Source organism: uncultured Nostoc sp., assembly GCF_964247315.1.
Classification (GTDB): domain Bacteria; phylum Cyanobacteriota; class Cyanobacteriia; order Cyanobacteriales; family Nostocaceae; genus Nostoc.
This window is the reverse complement of sequence record NZ_CAXTTT010000117.1, coordinates 1-23,276: the sequence shown is the minus strand read 5'-3', so window position 1 is coordinate 23,276 and position 23,276 is coordinate 1. Positions and strand designations below refer to the sequence as shown.

18 protein-coding genes and 2 pseudogenes are annotated in these 23,276 nt (G+C 40.4%); 9 read left to right on the top strand and 11 right to left on the bottom strand.

Annotated features, from left to right (window positions below; all coding sequences use genetic code 11):
• Window positions 1–292: 292 nt before the first annotated feature.
• On the bottom strand, window positions 293–1,009 hold the full coding sequence (locus ACFE93_RS27420) for a pirin family protein (protein ID WP_375478086.1): 717 nt from the start codon (window positions 1,007–1,009) through the stop codon (window positions 293–295).
• 717 nt (window positions 1,010–1,726) lie between these two features.
• Here ACFE93_RS27420 and ACFE93_RS27415 point away from each other — a divergent pair.
• The 4 genes and pseudogenes from ACFE93_RS27415 to ACFE93_RS27400 form a co-directional block, all read left to right on the top strand.
• Window positions 1,727–1,987, top strand: a pseudogene (locus tag ACFE93_RS27415) (amino acid permease); the annotation flags it as partial.
• Between the two features lie 175 nt (window positions 1,988–2,162).
• Window positions 2,163–2,996: pseudogene (locus ACFE93_RS27410) on the top strand (SDR family oxidoreductase).
• Window positions 2,997–3,058: 62 nt separating this feature from the next.
• Window positions 3,059–4,462, top strand: coding sequence for a glycoside hydrolase 100 family protein (locus ACFE93_RS27405; protein WP_375478084.1), 1,404 nt, complete (start codon window positions 3,059–3,061; stop codon window positions 4,460–4,462).
• A 611-nt stretch (window positions 4,463–5,073) separates the two neighbouring features.
• The gene (locus tag ACFE93_RS27400; RefSeq protein ID WP_375478082.1) at window positions 5,074–5,376 is read left to right on the top strand and encodes a hypothetical protein; all 303 of its coding nucleotides are present in this window, start codon (window positions 5,074–5,076) and stop codon (window positions 5,374–5,376) included.
• 440 nt (window positions 5,377–5,816) lie between these two features.
• Here ACFE93_RS27400 and ACFE93_RS27395 read toward each other — a convergent pair whose 3' ends face one another.
• The 7 genes from ACFE93_RS27395 to ACFE93_RS27365 all read right to left on the bottom strand — a co-directional run bounded on the left by ACFE93_RS27395 (window position 5,817) and on the right by ACFE93_RS27365 (window position 13,945).
• A complete protein-coding gene (locus tag ACFE93_RS27395) occupies window positions 5,817–6,869 on the bottom strand; it encodes a saccharopine dehydrogenase family protein (protein WP_375478080.1) in 1,053 nt (350 codons plus the stop codon).
• Between the two features lie 12 nt (window positions 6,870–6,881).
• The gene (locus tag ACFE93_RS27390; protein WP_375478078.1) at window positions 6,882–7,190 is read right to left on the bottom strand and encodes a putative quinol monooxygenase; all 309 of its coding nucleotides are present in this window, start codon (window positions 7,188–7,190) and stop codon (window positions 6,882–6,884) included.
• A 102-nt stretch (window positions 7,191–7,292) separates the two neighbouring features.
• Window positions 7,293–8,933 (bottom strand): lipoxygenase family protein, encoded by a 1,641-nt coding sequence (locus ACFE93_RS27385; RefSeq protein ID WP_375478076.1) that lies wholly within the window; start codon window positions 8,931–8,933, stop codon window positions 7,293–7,295.
• 92 nt (window positions 8,934–9,025) lie between these two features.
• Entirely contained in the window at window positions 9,026–10,459 is a 1,434-nt protein-coding gene (locus ACFE93_RS27380) for a c-type cytochrome (RefSeq protein ID WP_375478074.1), read from the bottom strand.
• 75 nt (window positions 10,460–10,534) lie between these two features.
• On the bottom strand, window positions 10,535–10,960 hold the full coding sequence (locus ACFE93_RS27375) for a hypothetical protein (protein WP_375478072.1): 426 nt from the start codon (window positions 10,958–10,960) through the stop codon (window positions 10,535–10,537).
• A gap of 12 nt (window positions 10,961–10,972) precedes the next feature.
• Window positions 10,973–12,439, bottom strand: a complete 1,467-nt coding sequence (locus tag ACFE93_RS27370; RefSeq protein WP_375478070.1) for a c-type cytochrome — start codon at window positions 12,437–12,439, stop codon at window positions 10,973–10,975.
• 66 nt (window positions 12,440–12,505) lie between these two features.
• Window positions 12,506–13,945 (bottom strand): NADH:flavin oxidoreductase, encoded by a 1,440-nt coding sequence (locus ACFE93_RS27365; protein ID WP_375478068.1) that lies wholly within the window; start codon window positions 13,943–13,945, stop codon window positions 12,506–12,508.
• A gap of 620 nt (window positions 13,946–14,565) precedes the next feature.
• Between ACFE93_RS27365 and ACFE93_RS27360 the strand changes: the two genes are divergently transcribed.
• The 3 genes from ACFE93_RS27360 to ACFE93_RS27350 all read left to right on the top strand — a co-directional run bounded on the left by ACFE93_RS27360 (window position 14,566) and on the right by ACFE93_RS27350 (window position 19,261).
• Window positions 14,566–16,584: a hypothetical protein gene (locus ACFE93_RS27360; protein WP_375478066.1), complete on the top strand. Its 2,019-nt coding sequence runs from the start codon at window positions 14,566–14,568 to the stop codon at window positions 16,582–16,584.
• 168 nt (window positions 16,585–16,752) lie between these two features.
• Entirely contained in the window at window positions 16,753–18,225 is a 1,473-nt protein-coding gene (locus ACFE93_RS27355) for an esterase/lipase family protein (protein ID WP_375478064.1), read from the top strand.
• Between the two features lie 244 nt (window positions 18,226–18,469).
• Window positions 18,470–19,261, top strand: a complete 792-nt coding sequence (locus ACFE93_RS27350; protein WP_375478062.1) for an SDR family NAD(P)-dependent oxidoreductase — start codon at window positions 18,470–18,472, stop codon at window positions 19,259–19,261.
• Window positions 19,262–19,343: 82 nt separating this feature from the next.
• Here the strand turns inward: ACFE93_RS27350 and radC are convergent, their stop codons facing one another.
• Window positions 19,344–20,075, bottom strand: a complete 732-nt coding sequence (gene radC / locus ACFE93_RS27345) for a DNA repair protein RadC (RefSeq protein ID WP_375478060.1) — start codon at window positions 20,073–20,075, stop codon at window positions 19,344–19,346.
• A 352-nt stretch (window positions 20,076–20,427) separates the two neighbouring features.
• On the opposite strand from radC, the gene ACFE93_RS27340 reads away from it, so the two are divergent.
• Window positions 20,428–20,844 (top strand): toll/interleukin-1 receptor domain-containing protein, encoded by a 417-nt coding sequence (locus ACFE93_RS27340; protein WP_375478058.1) that lies wholly within the window; start codon window positions 20,428–20,430, stop codon window positions 20,842–20,844.
• A gap of 21 nt (window positions 20,845–20,865) precedes the next feature.
• Window positions 20,866–21,279, top strand: coding sequence for a toll/interleukin-1 receptor domain-containing protein (locus ACFE93_RS27335; protein WP_375478056.1), 414 nt, complete (start codon window positions 20,866–20,868; stop codon window positions 21,277–21,279).
• Window positions 21,280–21,577: 298 nt separating this feature from the next.
• On the opposite strand, the gene ACFE93_RS27330 is transcribed toward ACFE93_RS27335, so the two are convergent.
• Window positions 21,578–22,516 carry a phosphoribulokinase gene (locus tag ACFE93_RS27330; protein WP_375478089.1) on the bottom strand — a complete coding sequence of 313 codons (939 nt, stop codon included), beginning with the start codon at window positions 22,514–22,516 and terminating at the stop codon, window positions 21,578–21,580.
• 205 nt (window positions 22,517–22,721) lie between these two features.
• Window positions 22,722–23,156, bottom strand: a complete 435-nt coding sequence (locus ACFE93_RS27325; protein WP_375478054.1) for a CoA-binding protein — start codon at window positions 23,154–23,156, stop codon at window positions 22,722–22,724.
• Between the last annotated feature and the right edge of the window lie 120 nt (window positions 23,157–23,276).

The window sequence follows — 23,276 nt, the reverse complement described above, 5'->3', positions numbered from 1 at the left end:
CTTTGAGCTTCATTAAAGAGTCTTTGAACTCCATTAATGAGTCTTTGATACTCGTTCAGCAGTTTTTTAGACTTGTGGCTTGGTTGTCGGAGATTGCGATCGCCATAATTCACCCCAAAGCACATCCTAAACCAAAGAATCTGGATCTGCACCAAGCGCTCTGAGACATTCTGCTAGCATTTCCAGTGATTTTCTTTACCTTCACGGAAGCCGCAAACATACTTAATTAGTAAACGTAATATTCTGAGTAAAAGGCTCATCTAAATGAGCCTTTTAACAGAGAAAGGAGATATTAGCCTAAATCGAAAAGCAAGATTTCGCCGCCGATGTTGGTGCTAATTTCTAGCTGTTCTTCGCCGTTGATTTGTACACCATCACCGGCTCTGAGTTCTTCACCATTTAAGTTGACTATGCCTTGGGCTATTTGTAACCAGGCATAACGACCGGGTTTGACTTGATAATTAACAACATCACCTGACTCTAAAACAGATGTGTATAAATCAACATCTTGGTAAATTGTCACAGCACCATCGCGCCCATCTTTAGCAGCAATTAAGCGAAGCTTGCCACGCTTTTCTTCTAGAGGAAAAGCTTTTTGTTCATATCTTGGTGCTAACCCTTCTCGATCGGGAAGAATCCAGATTTGTAGCAAGTGTAGTGATTCTGTTGGTGAAGGATTAAATTCACTGTGGCTGATTCCAGTTCCAGCACTCATAATCTGGGCATCACCAGGGCGAATCACCGAGCCAGTACCCAAGCTGTCTTTATGCTCTACAGCACCTTCTAAGACATAAGTGAGGATTTCCATGTCACGATGGCTGTGGGTAGGGAATCCAGCACCGGGGGCGATGCGATCGTCGTTAATTACTCGCAGAGAGCGAAATCCCATGCGGTTGGGATCGTAAAAACTACCGAAGGAAAATGTGTGATAACTATCGAGCCAGCCCATTTTAGCGTGACCACGGGCATTGCGATCGTGAATTAAGTGGGTAATTGTATTTTGAGACATAAATTTACCTCCTTGTTAATTGTTTTTAGAATAATTTAGAATTCTGATTGAGTTGACCTAATTTGTAACTATTTAAATAGTAAAGTATATATATATAAGATGAAAAGTACGGTATATAAGATGAAAAGTACGGTTTACCCTATAATATTTATATATCAGTTACTATCAAACTTAATTCCACACTTTTAGCATTAATTGAAGTTATTTTTTGCGTTGCATGGAAGGGAAGTAAGAGTAAAAAAATCCATTTATTGGCATTGTTATGACATTGATTCAACAAAGTAAAGTCACAAAGTATTTACCGCCCTACAACACACGATACACGTTTATTACCCATGCTGTTTAGGACTTAGAGATTGATGTAAAGATAGTTAGTAAATGGTGTGGACACAAGGTAGAAATAGCTAACAAATACTACTAAGATGTAGCTATGTTCGCGGGGAAAACTAAGCCACATCTACCAGCTATCACTAATTAGCAGGTACAACAACAATCCAGGATGGAACAGCTAGAGGAACAGTTACGCCAACAACAAGAACAAATGGAAATGAGAAAGCTACTTCAAGATAGAGATAAATAAATCGGTAGTAGGTGAAGTAATAAATATTTTACTTTTTCCCAGTAGCAGATACTAAAGAATTAGGGATAAAAAATTGATATATTATTTATTAATTAACAGCGCCCAGATGTGCATTCCTACTTAATCGAAACTATGGAGCGATCGCACTTTTAACTGCTTTGAACATTATCGGTTTGCAACAGGGTAAGTGGACACAAAACTTACTGAGTGCTGCGAAAGTTCTGGGTTTGTTGCTGGTAGTTATTATTGGGCTTACCGCCATTCCTAATTCTGCTACCCCTGTAGAATCTGCATCATCAGGAACCTGGGGACTAGCAATGGTGTTTGTGTTGCTATCTTATGGTGGTTGGAATGAGGCGGCTTATATCTTTGCAGAAATTCAAGATGGACGACGTAACTGGTGCGATGAAAATTGTTTTCAGAGATTCAAAATTATCAAATACCTATTTTTTAACTTTAAATTCCCTCCAATAGGGGTTGACAGTAGCAGCCTTAAATTTACAAAAGAGTAATCTAAAATCCAAAATTGTTTGACTGGTGCAAATTCAAATTAGGGCAGCTTTGGGAGGAAATATGATAGGCTTAAAAGGAAAGAATGCTTTAATTACAGGTGCAATATCAGGTATCGGTCAGGCGATCGCTATCGGACTCGCTCAAGAAGGGTGCAACATCGCCATCAATTACCGCTCATACCTTGAAGCCGCGGCAGACACAGAAGAGATGGCATTGCAAAAAAATCCTGCGGAAATATCGAAAATTGTGGCGTGAAATCGCTGCTGCTTTAGGGAGATATCTCCCAAAAATCAGACATTGTTGAGATGGTCAACACCGTAGTCAAGGAATTTGGCAGTTTAGATATTCTAGTTAATAATGCTGGCATTCAAACAGAAAGTCCATCCCACGAAGTTACCACAGCAGACTTTGACCGGGTAATTGCAGTCAATCTCCGGGGTGCTGATCTCTGCGCCGGTGAAACTATTAAACACCTCCTGTCTGTTAATCGTCCGGGAGCGATCGTTAATATTTCCAGCGTTCACGAAATTATTGGGCGACCGATGTATATCAGTTATTCCATTAGCAAAGGCGGGATGGAAAACCTAACCAAAACTTTAGCTTTGGAATATGCAAGCCTTGGTATTCGTGTCAATGCCATTGGCCCCGGAGCAACAATTACGCGAATGAATCAAGCCTGGATAGACGATCCTCAAAAAAAGGCGATGTCTACGACGGGCTACGCCTATGTGGAAAGTCTACATCTCAATGGGACGTGCTGGCTCCTCTGGGGAGATAGCAGCCGCAGTAGCTTTTTTAGCTTCGGATGAAGCCGCCTACATCACCGGACAAACGCTATTTGTAGATGGTGGATTGACTGTATATGCTGACTTCCGAGAATCTTGGTCAGCTTGAGGTTAGGCTGGCGTACTTTCCACAATTAAGCCGATACATACCATTACTGGAATTAAACACCCATGACTAGTGCGATCGATAAAAACAGTCAGATGGAAGCAGAAGCCTGGGAATTATTGGGAGAGTCCGTAATTTACTACCAAGGAAAACCCATTGGTACTGTAGCCGCCCACGATCCGGAGTCAGATGCACTCAATTATGACCAGTGCTTCCTCCGCGATTTTGTCCCTTCTGCCTTAGTGTTTCTCATGCACGGTAAAGCAGAGATTGTGCGTAACTTCTTAGTAGAAACACTGAAATTACAAAGTCATGAAAAGCAGATGGACTGCTTTGAACCGGGAGCAGGATTAATGCCTGCCAGTTTCAAAGTACATTCTAATGGGAATGAGGAATTTTTGGTTGCTGATTTTGGCGAACAGGCGATCGCTCGCGTTCCCCCAATTGATTCTTGTATGTGGTGGATTCTCCTGCTACGAGCTTATGAAAAAGCTACAGGCGATTTGTCCTTGGCGCGTCAGCCAGATTTTCAAACCGGAATCAAACTAATTTTGGATCTTTGCTTAGTACATCGGTTTTCCATGTATCCAACAATATTAGTTCCCGATGGCGCGTTTATGATTGACCGTCGCATGGGAGTTTACGAACATCCTTTAGAAATTCAGGTGTTATTCTACGCGTCTTTGAGGGCTGCTAGTGAATTACTTTTACCAGATGGGGATGGTGATAGCTACCTTAGCAAAGTCAATAAGCGATTGGGATCTTTGAAATATCATATCCGCAACTATTACTGGTTAGACCTGAAACGATTGGGGGAAATCTATCGTTACAAAGATAACGAATTTGGTAAAGAAATTGTTAATAAATTCAACATCAACTCAGAATCAATTCCTACTTGGTTGACCGAGTGGTTGCCCGAAACTGGAGGATATTTAGCGGGAAATCTGGGGCCGGGGCGGATAGATTTTCGCTTTTTTGCTCTGGGAAATCTGATGGCAATCTTAGCTTCCTTAGCAAGCGAAAAAGAATCTCAAAGCATTATGAATTTATTCGCCCAACGTTGGCAAGATTTGATCGGTTATATGCCTGTTAAAATTTGCTTTCCAGCTTTGGAAGGTTTAGAGTGGAGAATTGTCACAGGATGTGACGCTAAGAACAGGGCTTGGTCTTATCACAACGGTGGTAACTGGCCCGTTTTACTATGGTTATTTACCGCTGCGGCGTTGAAAGTCGGTCGAACAGAACTTGCTCAAGCAGCGATCGCTATTGCTGAAAGGCGTTTATTTAAAGATAAATTCCCAGAATACTACGATGGCAACAATGGTCGTTTAATTGGCAAAGAAGCCCGAATTTATCAAACTTGGAGCATTGCCGGATTGCTAGCTGCTAAAAAGCTTGTGGAAAATCCAGAGTACTTGGAATTAATCAGTTTTGCAGAGGGTCTTGAAGGCCCAGGCTGTAGCCTGTAGGTAACGAATCAATACAATTCGGTTAAGGTTTTTTGATGAAAATTCTAGCTCGCTAAAGGCCCAATAAATCCCCGTCAAGACGAAAAACTGATGATTGTAGAGACGGCGATTCATCGCGTCTCTTGCCTTAACCGAACAGTATTAGCTAGTGAATACCTCGCAAGGTTTTACCCTAAAGATTAATTTAGTGGTGTAATTATACAGGGTGTTTCTGCTAACTAGTACAGCGGGCGCATAAATCCAGCTACCATCTCAATTCAGCAGACAATAGGCAGACAAGTTGTTTTGAGCAACTGCTTAAAGGTAGGCAAACTTTCGGCTGTACTAGCTATACTGACATAACATTACAAGCGGGCAAACTTTTGGTAAGTATAATTTAGGAAATAGTATATTTGTTCCATAAAAATCCTGATAAAAGGTTGCAGCGATCGCACAGCCTGCTTCTCCATCAAAGAGTACGCTAACGAGTGACCCTGCCTCTAAATAACCTTTTCAAATACCCGATAACTGATACACTATATTGTAAGAAGTATCTGAAGTGTCATACTTAGTAATATGTAATATCACCAGATAGTCTTTGCATAATTATCACGTTAAAACGTGTATTAACCATGAAAACTACTTCAGATTTAATTCCAGACTTTGAAAAACTATTCAGACAAAAACTACAACTAAATAATTGTAAACTCAGAAAGAAAAGACAAGAGAATAATTATGAAATTATTACTCCAGCTAAAGACATCTTTTTGATGTATTGGTCTGAATTTCCAGAAGTTAACTTAATATATCAGGCTATAGGGGTACGCACTCAGCAAACTGGAGTTTATGAACGAGCTATTCGCTCGCATATTAGTTTTTGTGTAAGTAGCATCCAAGAAAATCCTAACCCGGAATCACCATTATTGATTAAATAGCTGATACTCAGATAACACAGACAATATTTACTAAGCTCTCGCCAGTTTTGTTATATAACTGACGAGAGTTAATTGCCGAAAATGTGTCGATCAAGAGATAAAAATGCAATCCGAAAAAAATCAAGATCGAGAGCGGCTAGATTATAAAACCTTGTTAGCCAATGCAAAGCAAGCCTTAAAACTGGTAGCGATGTCTACGACGGGCTACACCTACGCCATCTGACTCCTTTCACCAAAATGTAGAAAATCGCGTTGAGAACCTCCCACATCTCAACTTCAAGAAAAGCGACTACCCGGTTTCACTTCCAAATTAGGTCACTAATCAATTTATATTGTGTCAGGCTTAAGTTGCTAGGGTAAGCTTTACTCATACCACTCTTTATTCACAGCCTCTACTGAGAAAGCTTTTTTACAATATTCTCAACATTTTAAACAACCTCTTAATTGAAACCGATAACTCCCGGAATTTCAAGAACAAAATCTGCCCCATATACAGATGCAGGAGTCTGAAATCCGACCTTAACTTCGCCTTTAATTACCCGTTTGATAACTGCTATAGCCGCTAATGCCGTAAAATCGTATGCTTCCGGCCCTAAGAGCTTTGCACTTACTTGTTGACCAGTTTCATCCTCAGCAATACCAATTACTCTAACTTGCCCCTTGGCTCGTTCTGCTGCCGTTGGCCCAGTCGGAAGAGTTTTAATTAGACTTGCTAAAGCACTTTGGAATAAAGACGAGTTAAATAACCATCCCAAATACTGGCTTGACTCCATCAGGAAGCGCACAGGATTAGGAAATACAGTATAAACCTCGATATTAGGGATACCCGTAGTTTGGAACGCAGTGATAATATCAGCACGCCAAGGGTTTGTTACTGCTGTCACTGGGCCATAACCAAAATCAACTTTACGTCTTTTCGATGCTGGACGAGATGAGATCAGCTTACCTGCTTCTCGGACTACCCCGATATGATGTAAAGTTGGCAGTACTGTATTTGCAGTTCCTTGAGATACACCTCCCACTGTTTCATAGATTAAAATTAGTCGCGTTGCCATCGCTAACTTCTGTTTGAGGTAAGCAGCTATACAATCAGTAGGGACAACCCCAAATCCTACACCAGGGAGAAGCATTATCCCTGCACTTTTAGCCTCAGTATCTCGTACCTGTAGCGCCTGAAATTCAGGTACTTCGCCAGCTATATCTAAATAATGAGTTTTAGTTTGGAGACAAGCATCGACAAGTGGTTTTGAGGTTTTGGAGAAAGGCCCAGAGCAGTTGATGACAGCAATTATATCCTCAAGAGAGCGAGCGATCGCTTGCGGCTGATCTAAGCCAAAAACCCGAAAGTCCAAACTTAATTCATTGGCTACTGCTGCTAGTGAACTTTGATTGCGTCCAGCTAAAATTAATTCCAGTCCGTTATTTTTAGCAGATTCAGCAATGAGTTTTCCAGCATAGCCAGTTGCACCATACAATAACACCCTTGATGTCATTATTATCACCAACTAAGAGTTGTTTGCAATCTGCTGCCATAACCTGACTTCAGGTGGTTCAACTAAAAATTGTCCTGACTTTTCGCTCAAAGCTTTAATATACGGCTGCTCTAGGTGTTGTGCTAAAATTTCCTGGCTGACCCAGTTTTCATGTAACAGAAACAAAGATGGATCTTCAACAGATTGATGTAAGTCGTAATTAATACAACCTTTTTCTGCAATTGTAAGAGCTATTACAGATTGAAATTCCTGTTTGAATCCCTGCTCCAAACCTGGCTTTACTTTTAATCGAGCGGTAACAGTTACTTGCTGATTTGACATTGTTATTCCTCTTTTTTCTGAGATTAGTTCAACGGGTTGCCTTCAAGATTCTCCAATTTCAGCGAAGAAAAGTTCGGGGTCGAAGTGTCCCCAATCCCCAGTTTAAGTATTGATACTGTTAATAATTTGCGAAGGCTTGAAGTAGTTGTAAGGTATGGGACGAGTTTGATTTCTAATGTCTATTTGCCGTTCTATTTCATGCAAATTCTGTTGAAATTGCACCACAATTTCCTGCGCCAATGGATCGGCAAACTCCTCATCATAAAAACCCAATTTGTCATAGTGGTACGATGTTAAAATCTCAGTCCACATCACCTGGTCAGCAGCTTGTTTAAAAGGAGGAAGTATCTTCATAATAGTTTCCAAGTCCACACCTTTAGTTTCTGGAATTGGGTGGTATGCTGCATAGGGCATATTGGGTACAAAAGCCATATATTCGTACTGAGAAAAATTCAAAGCGGAGTGTAGAGGAGCGCAAGTGAATACTACCACACTGATGATTTCAATCAGTTGTTCTAGAGTCTCAATCTTGGCTGGCATTCCCTTGACTCTACCACCATCTTGAGCCACTAATTCTCTAGCCCAATTTTGCAACTCATAGTCATCACTAATATCCTGTGAGGTTTTGTAATAGAGTTGCAAGTATTCAGCCACAAACTTTTCGACAGCATTCCAAATTAATATGCCATCGTCCCGGAAAGGAAAGTGCGGCAAAATTTCTGGGTTATCCGTTTTGCGACTTTTTATTAACCGAGGGAAGGTAAACTTTTCAACACTCCATTCTTCATAAACCTTCGCCACAAATCCAAGAGACTCTGCTAATGAACCTGCCATAAACTCATCAACCGGGCCTCCAGGTTGTAAAAATTGAGTGCGCCCCAAATCGTTATCAAATAGCATAAAACGGAAGTGAGGTTTTAACAGTAAAGCGATGGGATGATTTTCTGCTAGTTGCCGCGCAGTTACAATTGCAAACGGAGCCATAACTGCATGGGTATAAGAAAAATGACTACCCAATTCTTGATGGTTGCCATCAGCAATTTGAACGCAGGTTTTTGCCAAAAACCAATCTAAATGGGGGTCATCTGGTGTATAAATCACACTATTCGCACCCGAATCATGATTAATCTGGATAGCAACAGGCACTAGAGAACCGCCATTAGAACTATCATTACTTTGCCAGTAAAATAGAGCTTGTGGCTTGGGAAGGTACTTTTTAACATTATCATAGACACCACCTTGAATATCAGATAACAAAGGGTAATCTAAGAAATACAGCTTGCCTTCCTTGAGTGCCTTTTCCAACGTCAATTCTGTACCTGTAACCTTTTGAAAATAGGAATCTGTGACAGCAAAGTTTTCAGGTAATACATCAATTCTTTGGATAGCTAATGGGTTCGCTCCAGAGAGTCGTTGTTCTGCAAAACAAGAGTCTGTTTTGTAATTTTTTATGACATCAGGTTTTGGGAGTAGTGACAAAAGTTCTTCATATTCTTCTAATTCATCTAATGGGTCTAAGAAGTTTCTGGCTTTGGCAGCTAGCATATTTGGTGCAAGAGTTGCCATACTTGCCAAACGTTTAGCAGTATATTCCGCCGAGAAGATTTCCTTATGAGGAACTTTATCAATGACTGGTAGAGGAGCTAGATAATTGTAATTAAATTTGTACTCTTCTCGATTTTTATCTAGCCAATTGATTCGGACATTAACATTAGGGTCTTTTTGTGGTAAATATGGTTTCACGATTATCTCCAATTCAGTTTTTTAGCGTCTGCTAATAAATGATTAACGTTAGAAAGTTGTTAAATCACATCAGGATGTAGCAACGACTTGAATTACAGAGTTTTCAGATACTCAATCAAAGCTTTTTTATTCTCATCAGATAAATCAGTGCCATAAATATGTCCCTGGTTTGAGTTAGCAGTTACCGTCGTATCGTATTTAAAACCTATAGCTTTGGCTTCATCTCCCTCAATAATAAAACCAACTTTTTTCGGGTCGTAGACATCATATCCCCGATAGAAAACTTGAGGACGATTCTCTGGTTTCTCTAACAAATCTTGTAAAGATGGGACTGAACCATTATGTAAATATGGCGCTCTTAACCATAATCCATCTAGAGAAACAGATACATACCCATTGGTTTTGCGTAAGTTTTTAAAATCCCAAGGATAGCCATCACCAAAACGATTGTAAGTATCTGCTCCTTCTTGTGTCCACATATCTAACCGATGGCGGTCAGTTCCCACTTCTTCTACAGGGATGACAGTACCCGTTCTTTCCCCACCAAAAGCGTGACAAGATGCACAAGTATTAGCAAAAATTTGACTTCCTTTTGCAGCCACTTGCTCATCAATAGCAAATGGATATTTAGGAGGTGGTAGTTCTTGAATAAAATCTTCTACCCGTTGTAAATCCGCAACAGGAAGTGATTTTTTGGTAGCACCATCACCAATTGCTCCAGTTTGAACAGTTTCTGTTAGTGAAGTCTCTAACCCATCCCAATGAAGTGCAAACCCTTTGTGCATCTTTTGATTCCAAAGAGGCATCATATCAGAGTTGCCAATAGTGTTATCTTTGGGCAACTTTAAAGTATTGAATTTAACAGGATTAAAAGGATCAATACGACCAGGGCCCCAATTAGGACGAGAATCTGTCCAACTATAGTCTGCTTTTTGTTGCAGCAGCGCTTTCTTAGTTTGAGGAATTATCAGAAAGCGATAAAGTAAATTTTCTAACCACGAAAGCTGATAGTTATATTTGATTTCGTCAAGGATATAATCTGCTGTAAATCTGGCATCACCAGCAGTTGCACTCAAAAATCGTAAATAGCCTTGTGAATCAAACTTACTGGCAGGAGCCGCGGCCACAATTGTGGGTTTATCTTTTTCTGTTTTTCTATAGGTGGCAGTATGGCAAACAGCGCAAGTTATACCGACGCGAGGGAAGCCAATGGTTTTTTTCGTAAACCCAACTGGCATTTCTTTACCCTCTTCCCATGTGATTCCTAAAGAAGTATAACCACCTGGCACTGGTAATTTATCAGGGAATATTCGTGGTAGTACCAGCCAAATCCAATAGGGAACACCTTGTGCTTCTTCTGTGCCAATAGAACCATATTTAAAGTGTTCTTCAGGCGATTCATAATATGTGGGAACCTCTCGAAAAAGGTTGTACCATCCCACATACCCAACTACACCAGCTAAAAGGATCGCAATTAAAACAATGCTTGCGATTACCCTACCTATTTTATTTTTGAGTATTGTCATGGCACTCTTTTGCTCCTTTGCAGAAGAATCTGTTTGTAATGCAGGCAATATACCTACACTAGACTAGGGATAAAATTAGGAGAATTGCTTCACAGGAGTTGCAGCAATTGCATTTTGATCGCGCATTGCTAGTGTCAGAAGAATTACTTCCGCTAATCCAAAAAACAGGTCTACAAAGGCAATGGATAAAAATCCTTTATCTTGCCCAAAGAAAAGTACTGCACAAATGAAAAATGTCGAGCCAAAAGCTCTTGAAGGAAATATTGATATCCAGGCGGTTGCTTGATATCGGTATGGGTCAAGTGCTCCAGGTATATAAAATGCACTAATAATAAATAACAGCATTCCCGCAGCGCGAACCCAGATAATTGGCACTGGTATATGCATCTGAAGAAACGTCAGCATTAGTTCTGGAAAGAAGCACGAGGGAATGACAAAAAGCATATTAACAATAATGCCAAGCCAAGTAACGCGACTAAACCATTTAGCATAATTATTCATTTTTTTCTCCTTTTAAAGCTTTTTCATGTACTCAACTAGTGCATCTTTATCTTCTGTAGGAAGATCAGTACCATATAAATGACCACTGTTACTATTTCCAGCTTTTGTGGTATCGAACTTAAAGTATTTCTTACCATTTTCTACACCGACATCAGATACAAAACCAACTTTTACTCTGTCAATCACATCGTAGTCACGATAGAATTCTTTTGGTCTATTTTGTGGTGTTTCTAGTAAATCTCGTAAGGTAGGGACTGAGCCATTGTGCAGATAAGGGCCGCGTAACCAAACACCATCAAGGGGCATATTTGCATAGCCATTAGTCTTGCGGAAATTCTTAAAGCGCCACGGATAGCCTGTATACAGAGTATTTTGGTTAGACATCGTTTCGTAGGTATATGAGTCGAGACGATGAGGGTCTGTACCAATTTCTTGAATTGGCACAACTTTACCTGTATAAGCACCACCAAAAGCGTGACAACTAGCACAATTACTTTCAAAAAGTTGTTCTCCCTTCGCTGCGATCGCTTCGTTAACTTCGTAGGGATATTTTGGTGGTGGTAGTTCCCACAGCCAATCGGCAACTCGCTGAATCCGAGGTAAATCAATTGTTGTGGGTGTAACTCCAGCACCTAAAGCTGCACTCTTATTTCGTTCATTAACGGAAGTGTTATTACCATCCCAATGTAACTGCAATCCCTCGCGAGGTTTTTGATTCCAAACGGAGGGGAAATCAGAAGTACCAATCAGTTCATCCTTACGCAATTTATCCATTGGGAAATGGAATTGAATTGCTTTATAAGGATTAAAAGTATCTACTCTACCTGGGCCCCAATCTGGTTGTTTTTCAACGAAATCAAGTCGAGATGCCTGATTAATTAGTGCATCTCTAGTTTGAGGAATTGCAATGAAGCGATAAAGTAATTTTTCAATGGGATTAAGACCCCCACTGATTTTTTCAATTTCTGGCAACATCCGGTTAGCAGTAAAGCGCTCATCTACACCAACTGCTGATAAGAATTTGATATATCCCTGCAAATTAACCACATTCGCAGGCATTGTTGTGATGATTTGATGTTCGCTATTAGGGGTATCTCGCAGCGTTCCTGTATGACATACAGCACAATTCAACCCAACTCTATCGATAAAGACTCGCCGTTGCGAAAAACCTATAGGCAAATCTTTGTCAGGTTCTTTGATAAATCCCAGAGAAGTATAACCTTTTCCAGGTAATTTATCTGAGAATAATTCTGGTAAAACTTTCCAAATCCAGTAAGGGATGCCATTAACCGGTTCGCTGCCGATTGAACCATATTTAAAGTGGTTTTCAATATCAGCATAAGCCACTGGCGAGTTGGACAAAACAGGCCAAAGGAAAAATACTGCTACTGCTACAATACCTACAATCACAACCCAAATCCGCTGGAAGACTCCCTTGATTGAGGCTGGAAGTAGGGTAGGGTTTGTTTGTTCAGTCATGAAACACTCCCCATATTGTCGAGATTATTTATAAGCGAAATTGTTGATGTAATACGCATTGCTTTTTTATCTAGATGAATTGACAAGCTGAGTTTGATGAAAGACTGACATTACTTCTTCCATCATCTCTTCATAACTATTGAAGCGATCTTGCTCGTAACAACCCAAGGGATTTTCAATTACATTCAGCAGACATTTATTGCAATAGGTACAGGGTTTATCTGCCAAATCTTTACCTGCTTTAAAAGATTTAACTAGATCGTTGTTAGCAATTAATGTACGCGCCATTGTGACGCCATCGCAATAATGCTCGTCAATTGCCTGACGAATATAAGAAGCCTGCTGTAAACCACCTGTACATAATACGGGAATATTAACGTGCTTTTTAATTTCTCTAGAATCTAGTAAGTTTCTGCCTTGGTTCTCTATCAGTAACTGCTTGATTTTAGGGTCTTTTACATCATCACCACTAAATGCCTGAGGAGGCAATTGCTTTTTGACGCGGTTCCATAAAAGATTGAAAATTGGATGCAAAAATGCTTTGCGGAATAAAATGTAGTTGCGTGTAGTTTCAACGCCACTTGACAACATAGAATCATAAGTTTTAGTAATGATATCAAAATTAAAATCACCAATGGGATTGAGTGGGTGAGGAAACAAGCTACCAGTTGACACATGGACACCATCAGCCCCAGCTTCTTCTGCCCATTTACAAACTTGGATGGAATCTTCTATGGTATTACCTGGTTTTTCCCAAAAGGTAACGGCGTTGTTATAGTCAACGGCACTAATTTTGAATTGCAGATGAAAGTCATTTCCTACTTCTTTGCGGATTGCTCTAATGACATCTAGCAAAAACCGCGCTCGATTCTCTAATGAACCACCATATTCATCTTGACGGTCGTTAATTCCAGAACTGAGAAATTGGTTAAAAAGATATCCATTAGCACTGTGCAATTCTACTCCATCTAATCCTGCTTCACGAGCACGTCTAGCACCATCGGCAAAGTATTGGATTGTTTCTTTAATCTCTGCTAGTGTCATCGCTTGACACAGAAACCCGTGGAATGGCTCAGTTTGGCTGGTGGAACTTAACGCTTTTTTTCCTGAGTTTTCTATACCACCAATGTCCTGCTGTCGCCCAGAATGACTTAATTGCAAAATTAATTTACAGTCATATTCGTGGACTTTTTCACCTACTTTTCGCCAAAAAGGAATGCGCTCGTCGCAGTCAATGGTGGCGTAATTAGGCATAATTCGTCCCCGGATGGCGACTGGGACAAAGGAAGTAATAATAGCTCCTACACCACCACGAGCAAACTTTTCTTCCCAGTTAATTCGGGCTTGAGTGCCTGAACCATCATAGTTATCCCATCTTCCAGAAATGCTTGAGCGAAATATCCGATTTTTTACTGTGAGATTACGAAATCTCAATGGCTCAAAGATAATATCGTTTTCCATGTGTTCCTCTGTCTTTTCTTGTTTCGGCAATAAAATTAGTGTCAAAATTATTCGTAGCACTAACAGTCTCGCCAGAGCACTATTATTTCTAGTGTCTCTGGGAGGGCAGTTTTTTATGTCTACAAATCTACAGTGCAGGTTTTCGGATGCGATCGCTAAGTATTAAGTTTTTGTTACTTAAATTTACCTACTAAGTTTCAGCATGGATATTTATCCTTATTGGTTTTTACAGTTATATAAAGACTTTTGCAGTTTGTAAAGCGATGGGATTTACAGAGCAATTCTTAAAAAAAGTGAAAATTTCCGCCTTTTATTACTCTTAAAAGGTTAAGGCAACCTTAAAAGTAGCTGCTAACAATTTGTTACAAACCTAACCTACTAGGTAAGAAATCGATATAACCATAGCAAATTGGTTATTGAACACCATTGTAAATTTACAATTTTTTAAATTTTTGATTTAGAAATGTATAAAAGTTTATTGATGACGTTTTGCAAATTTGTGTAGTAACTTCATATATAACGAACCTCAGTAAGGTACATTCTAAATCATCAAAATATCCCAAGACTAAATCTGGAAAATGGGAAATTAGTGATGGAGCATTAGTGTACCTCTGCAAACGTGAGGTGCAATGGAAAAGGTTTAGGTGTTATAACCAGAGAGTTTTATGAAAAAGACAAGTCTAATTTTTAAGGGCTGTCTGCTCCTCCTATTCGTGACTATGTTTATAGTCTGCGGCTTTTATGGAACGCCTACAGCTCTAGCCGATGAGTATAGTGAAACACCTGCGTCCATAAATACTGAGTATTCAGATACGGCTGTATCTGATGTATCTGAATACCCTGATAACTGCGAAGGTATCGGTTATCTCCCAGAGTACACAAAGGAAAATTTGACAGATGCCGAGAAACGGGGTCGTTGCACTTGGTACTTATGGACTGGCGGTAACGCCAAGTACTATCGTGATTTAGCGAAGCGAACGCGTGGCGGTGTTGACCTGCTCAAGCTGATTGACTCGCGTGTGCATGACGAGCGATTGCAACGTTATGGCGCAATTAACGATCCTGGATGTGAAAAAGCAACAGCGCCAGATGAATACGGTTTGTGGTTAGATAAGTGTAAAGATCGACTCTCAACTGGTGTTATTGGATTGCGTAAGTTTCCAAACCCCAATTTCGACTCGGCAAAATGGAACCCTGTTGAATATGCCAAAACCTCACAAATTGAGCCTCCCTACGTAATCGGGCAGTCTTGTGCTATTTGTCACGTAGCATTAGATCCCCTCAATCCACCCAAAGATAAGGAACACCCGAAATGGCAAAACCTTGTAGCAGCATTAGGTAATCAGTACATCAAGGAAAACAAATTATTTGCATCCAGCGTTGCGGACAATAGTTTTATTAAGCAAGTACTTGACTCTCAAAAACCGGGGACATCTGATACTTCTCGAATTGCGACCGATCACATCAACAATCCGAATGCAATCAATTCCATTTTTAATTTAGGCGATCGCCCCAAATATCCAGAGGTAATGAACGATGGTTCAACCAAGGATGTTAATCATATTCTCAAGGATGGTGCAGACTCTACAGGAGTGCCAATTGCCTCATTACGCGTCTACGTCAATATTGGGATGTGCGGCGATTACTGGACAAGTCTCCATGAGCCTTTATTAGGCAGAACTCCCCAAAAACCTTTTGACATCGAAAAGGCACGGAAGGATTGCGAAGGCTGGAGACAGACAGAAACACGTATGGCTGATGCCGAAGCATTCCTGAAAAGCATCAAGCCGATGCACCTGAAAGATGCACCAGGTGGTGAAGAGTTCTTGACTAAAGATGAGGAAGTTCTCAAACGTGGCAAGCTGGTTTTTGCCAGCACTTGTGCTAGTTGCCATTCCAGCAAAAAGCCATCGGCTGAAATTGCTGCTGACCCCGAACAGGCTCAAAAATGGTACGAAGAGTCTGTACTCAGTAGTAATTTTCTTGACCACAACTTCTTGTCTGATGACCAGCGTTATCCAGTTACTTTAATTGGTACCAATGCGGCGCGATCGCTAGGGACAAATGCCGCTAAGGGGCATATTTGGGATCAGTTCTCATCGAAGACTTACAAAGAACTGCCTTCACCAGGTACTTTGACGCTGTACAACCCCTTCGATCAGAAAAAACCCATCGAATTTAAGATACCTGACGGTGGTTTGGGATATTACCGTACACCTTCACTAGTGAGCATTTGGGCAACAGCACCACTTCTTCACAACAACGCGCTAGGACTTTACAACGAAGATCCTTCAGTAAAAGGACGTGTAGAAGCCTATACGGATGCTATGGAAAAGCTGCTCTGGCCTGAAAAGCGTGAGGGAATTATCAGCAGGACAGATCGAGATACCAAATTAGAGCTTCCCCCAGGAGATCCGAATCCGAGATTTAAACTTCCTGTTCCTAAAGGTACGCCTGTGAATTTGCTAGCAAGCATCAATATGAGAGAGGCAATTACATCTCTCAATCTCAGTAACCTTTTCCAAGACTTGAAACCGGGCGGTGGAATTAAGGGTAAGTTGGCACGCGTGCTTTTAAGAGCCAACAAATCTCCTGACTTTGTGGAAGATGAGGGTCATTATTTCGGCTCAAATCTGCCAGATGAAGATAAGAAAGCGCTAATTGAGTTCGTGAAAACCTTCTAGTACAGCTCCGGTGTACAATCGTAGTGTTTTAAACGCTCCAGAGGCGCAGGGAATTCGCTACGAATTAATAAAATGTTGTACTAAGACAACTTGTCTGGATATTCTGCACTCGTTCCCAGGTTAAATCTGGGAACGAAAAAAAATATTTATTAAATAGGAAGGATATATATGCAGTATTTACCAATTATCTTTGTTCGTGGATATGCAGGTACACAAAAAGACGTTGAGCAAACAGTTGACGATCCCTTTTATGGATTCAATAGTGGTTCAACCCATATTCGAGTAGATGAGAAGGAAAATCCTCAGAAGTTTTTTTTCGAAAGTCCATTGCTACGACTAATGACCGATCATGGTTATCAACCGATTGTTGACAATCAAAATGTGAGCAATCAGATTAAAAGATTGTCCGATCAACTTCATAAAACTATTTGGATCTATCGATTTTATGATATATCTACACCGAGTTTTGGCTCCTCAAGTGTAGTCCGACAGGAAATGGAGGACATAGCGAAAGGTTTAAGAGACTTGATTAAAAATGTCAAGGAAATGACTGGTGCCGATAAAATTTATTTGGTTGCCCACTCGATGGGCGGCCTTGTTTGTCGCAGCTTGATTCAAAAGATTTATCCAGAAACAAACGACGCAGCTACCAATCACATTGACAAATTCTTTACCTACGGTACACCTCATGGTGGCATTGTTTTTGATATTGGAGATGGCTTGATCGAAAACCTTAGAGACACCCTCAGATTAAATAATTCTGATGACTTTGGCCCCCAGAGAATGTATCAGTATTTAACACCTAATGCCGAGCCAACTGATGAGTTACCCAAGGGTTTTAAGTTAGAAACACTACAAAGTATAGGGGACGCATTTTTGCCAAATCGCGTTTTTTGTATTATCGGTACTAATGCTCATGATTATGAAGAAAGTTTTGGTCTTTCACGCAAGACTGTCGGAGTCAAAAGTGATGGTCTAGTTCAGATTGAGAAAGCTTACATCATGGGTTCTCATCGTGCTTATATTCACCGTTCTCATGGTGGGCGTTATGGCATGGTGAACTCAGAAGAAGGTTATCAAAACTTGCAACGCTTTTTGTTTGGTGATATCCAGGTAAAACTGTCTCTGAGCAATGTTGAGTTAAAAGACCTGGACAAGAATTTTTATCAACTGGAAACTAGAGTGGCTTTGCGCGGTCTTCCTATTCCTATATATGAGCAAGCGATCGCTCATTATTGCCCAATTACACAAGAGTTAACCCGAACAGATAAACCTGTTCCTCTATTTACAGCTTTCTTAATTCCAAAAAACTCAGCCAGTGATGATAATACCTGTAGATATGCCCTGCGTTTAGCACTGCATTCCTTCACAAAACAAGAGACGAATTGGTTACGCGACCATCATCTCGACCAAGTACCTCTATGGTCTGACTATCTAATTACTGATGTTGCCGAATCAAATAGCACTTATGAGGCTAAATACAGTTGGAATTCTGATGAAAAAGAGCCAGTAACAAAGTTAAATCCGACTTCAGAATCCAATTCGGGTGTATTTGTTGCGTATGTTTCCTTACCTGAACGCGGGCAAAAAGTCTTAGGAACCAATGCGGCAGTTCGCTTGGAAATTTCCCAATGGCAATAAATAAATGTTTCTTTTTGTGTAGTCAGTAATTAGTTATGGTTACTTAACAATTTTTAATTATTTTAAATAGAGAATAACCAAGCTTAAAGAGCGTTAGGTTAATAATAACTAATAACTAATGATTCATAAGAGACATGAGTGAAAAAAATGGAGAGATGCAGTCTACGTCTCTATAAAGGTTCTGGATTAACACATAGTTATTTCACCTGTCTATTTGTTTTCAAGCTGTTAAGAGAGGAAAATTATGCAAAGTAATCGCAAACAAACGGCTCTTATTACTGGTGCATCTGGCGGCATCGGTTATGAATTCGTGAAATTATTTGCTCAGGATGGTTACAATCTTGTGTTGGTAGCTAGAAGCGTGGACAAGCTGAATAAAATCGCTGATGAATTTAAAAATAGATTTGGCATTAATGTCAAAGTTATTTCCAAAGATTTATCTAACCCGTCAGCCCCAGAAGAAATTTTCAGGGAGCTAGAACAAGCATCGATCAATGTTGATGTGCTGGTGAACAATGCTGGGTTTGCTACCTACGGATTATTTAACGAAATTGACCTGAATGCTGAAATGCAATTGCTACAAGTCAATATTTTATGTCTGACACATTTAACCAAGTTATTTCTCAAAGGTATGGTTAAGCGGGGGTCTGGAAAAATATTAAACTTGGCCTCCACTGCTGCTTTTCAACCAGGGCCGCTGATGGCAGTATATTACGCTAGTAAAGCCTATGTTTTATCGTTCTCAGAAGCGATCGCTAATGAATTAGAAGGTACAGGTGTCTCTGTGACGGCGCTTTGTCCAGGGCCTACAGAATCTGGTTTTCAACAAAGAGCCGCAATGGAAGACTCAAAGTTGGTAAGCGGTCAAAAAATTATGACTGCGGAAACAGTAGCCCAAATCGGCTATCGTGGTCTATTTGAAAACAAAACTGTTGTCGTTCCTGGAATTAAAAATAAGCTACTCGCTGAATCTGTAAGATTTACTCCCAGAAAGCTGGTAACAAAACTAGTCAGAAATATGCAGGAAAGCAAATAAGTTTTAACTTAAAGGCAGGCGTAAAGAAAGAAGACGCGGGGACGCAGTGAAAAAACTCTCCTTGTCCCCGTGTCCTGTTCATTTAATCCCCCTGTGGATGCTCATCCCACAAGGTTGTCAGTTCCCGTAAACTTTGATGATTGCCATTACCCAAAATCAGATGATCTAGTACTGGAATGGCCAAAAGCTGCGCTCCTGCTAACAACTGACGCGTTAATTGTATATCTTCCTGGCTCGGTTCAAGGTTCCCAGAAGGATGGTTGTGGGCAACTATTACCCGCGTTGCGCCTTGACGAATAACTTCTCGAAAAATATCACGGGGAGAGGCTAGGGTTTCGGTTGCGGTACCAATGGTAATTACTTGCGTACCTAATAAGCGATTCTTGACATCTAACAGCACCACTGCAAAACGTTCTTGTGTCTGCCACATCAAATCTTGACTAAGGGTAGCAGCAGCAGCAAGTGGACTATCAATTAATGTGCCATCATTGGGACGAGATTGAAAAGCGCGTTTACCCAATTCAATTGCTGCTAAGATACTTGTCGCCTTCGCTGGGCCAACGCCAGAAATTTGCATTAACTCAGCAGGGCTAACTTCTCGCAGAACTACCAAAGGATCGCGTTGGTGTTTGCCTAATTCGCTCAAGATATATTGTCCCAAACCCACAGCAGATAGTTTTCCTGGCCCTTGACCAGTGCCTAGAAGAATTGCGATTAACTCTGCTGTAGCTAAAATTTTGGCCCCATGCGTCATTAATCGCTCACGCGGACGCTCATTTGTAGGTAGGTCAGCAATTCTGAGGCAATAGGTCATAGGAAACTAAGAAAATCGTCACTAGACATGAAACTATTCTTATTTATCCCTTGTTTGCTCTCAAAATCATCTTTATTTGAGAAAATATTTAATTTTGGGGAATTTTACCTCTAGTTCCTATGTAGAGATACCTTTGATAACACCATCTTTTCAAATACTTGCCACAATATTTAGATAAAATTGGATTTAGTCTATTAATCGAACAGACTTGAGATATAGCTGTAGCCACTAATGTCAGGACAGTGTTGATTGCTCAAAACCTTGAAGCAACTGGGTTTCTACTCAGCACTCAGCACGGGCTAAACGCCCCGCTACCGCTAACAGTACTCAGCACTTTGCTATAGGAGATGAGATGAACGTATTTATCAGCTACAACTCTCAAGATAGAAAGTTAGCTTGGCAAATTGCTGATGCTCTGCGAAATGCAGATTTCCAAGTTTGGGACGATACTCAATTCTTTCCAGGCGATAACTGGGCAGAAGTTATTGCTAATGAGCTTCGAGAGTCTGATGCAATGGTTATTTTACTAACGCCTAACTCAGTTTATTCTCCCTACATGAATGCTGAAGTAGGCTATGCTCTAGGCGAACAGAGCTATAAAGGTCAGGTAATTCCTGTCCTTGCTGCTCCTTCTGAACAAATTTCTCAATTAGAACTAGAAATTCCCTGGATTCTAAAGAAATTTGGGATAATTTACTTATCAAATCTTGAGCATGATGAGGAAGGTTTGAGAAATATTACCCAAGCTCTCAAAAAAGCTGCTGCTTAACAGGAGTGGATTTTCTAAATAATGATACCAAGTGAAGCTTTTCTTTCGCATTCAAGCCAAGATCAAGAATTTGTTTCTAAATTAACAGAGGTTCTGCGTCATCATGGCATTCCAGTTTGGTACAGCAAAACGAACATTTTAGGTGCACAGCAATGGCATAATGAGATTGGAAATGCACTAAAAAGATGTGATTGGTTCCTTGTAGTACTTTCTCCAAACTCAGTAAATTCAATGTGGGTTAAGCGGGAGTTAATATTCGCCCTCCAACAGAATCGTTATGAAAATAAGATTATTCCAATTCTCTATCAAGATTGTGATTATGAGCAGCTTTCTTGGGTGCTATCGAGCTTTCAAATGATAAATTTTCAAGAAGCTTTTGAAGATGGTTGTCGTGATATTTTACGTATATGGGGCGTAGGCTACCAGTTACGTTAGTAATCCTCTGGCTACAGAATCAGTTTAGAAGGGTCAAGCATCCCGCTATTTTATATAGAGGAATTGATGCAGAAAATCGACATTAGGTTATAAAGTTATATTTACTTGTTCAAATTAAGAAGAGGCTCAACTCTGGTTGCTAGAAGATGAGTATGAACCAATTGAAGGGCGCGTTTCTGCATCTGAACTTTGAATAACGTCAGCAAAGGGCGTAGTTTACCGCCGTAGGCATCGCATAATTCAGCAGCCTAACACTAAACGCGATCGCAAACCCTTTTAACTCTTTAATTTTTCCTAATTATTGATGAATTTGTGTTGCTTTCAGCATGTGGTAGGTAATGATCAACTGAGTCAAAGCCAGAGGATAACTTTGGAGTGCTTCTCCAGTTGTACCAGCAATTTTTCCCAATTCTGGATTACTTTCGCGATCGCAAATATTTCGTAAATGAGGCATATCAGAACAAATAATATGCTCTAGCTTATTTACCTGTTCTAAAGTGGCATGACCATCAACTTCTAAGACATCCACAGGTTTACTCATATCCCTGTCTAGCCCCAGGCGGATCGCAGAGTCAGAATTACCATAGCCAGAGTTGATAATCTGGGTAAAATCTGGGTGAGGAATTGTCGGACGAAGTACCAGACGAACATTCAGATGTCCATTGGTTTCATCATCTTCCCCAGTAGGTGGATAAAAACTAATCACTATATCAGACCATTGTCGCTGCGGACGGATAAACTCTGCTGAATCTGGTTCGCGCTTTTCTAATTCCGCTATTACCTGTTCAGCTGTGTAGCCGCGCTTTTGCGTATCCCGCTTAACTTTCCACTTAGTGCGTAGTTCTTCAGGGGGTGCAAGGTAAACTTTCACGTCGTAGGAATCACGAGCAGCACGAGTAGAATAACCGAGTAATCCTTCAATAATCACGAATTTATTCGGCTTGATATAGTGCGGTGGCTCGAATTTGCCGGTTTTATGGCTGTAAACTGGCTTAAGAATTGGTTGTCCTGTGCGTAGCAGCGACAGATGTTGCTGCATAATATCTAAGTGATTGCAGTCGGGGTGAAGGGCAGTGATGCCAATTTCTGCACGTTGTTGGCGATCGTAACGGTGATAATCATCTGTACAGATGATTGTGACATTTTCTGGGCCGAGTACCTGAGCAATTCCTCGCGTTAGTGTTGTTTTACCAGCCGCGCTGTCACCGACAATACCAAGAATTATTGGACGGCTCATCATAACCTCCCACAATAAAAATAACTTTAGTAATAAAATTACCTACAATAGTTTTTATTTTAGAAGGGTTTAAGCAAGTAACTCAAACAAACACTTAGTATGCAATATCTCTACACATAAAATGTTTGTGCAATCGCTTTTTGCATAATAATTACAATCTACATGATTGTTAGAGTTATCTGTATACATAATTATGGATGCAAAACTAAACATCCCCTGTTGAACCTACTTTCAGCCGCAGATATTCAATTTTGATACAAGCATCCATAACTACATTGAGTCCTGCATCTATAGCTTTTTGGGCTGATGGTTGATGCCAGATACCCAGTTGTGTCCATACAGTTTTCGCATTGATGGAAATTGCTTCATCTAAGATTTCTGGCAAGTACTCAGAACGACGAAATATGTTAACAATATCCACGGGTTCGGGTAATTCCGGGAGTGCAGGATAACTGGGTTGACCGTCAATTTCTTTAATTAGGGGGTTGACGGCATAGACTGTATAGCCTTTCTGCCGCAAGAATTGGGCGATTTGATAACTAGTGCGTTCGCGTTTATCAGAGTGACCTACAACAGCGATAGTTTTGGCTTGGATTAACACCTCACGCAGGGCGTTATCATCTTCTTTAAGATTTGGCATGATTTAAAATATCCTCAGCGATCGCTTTGTTTATCATACTGAGTTGCATTTAAATATAATTTTGAATTCTAAAAAATCATTCACGAGTATCAAAGACTCGTCGGCGAGTATCAAAGACTC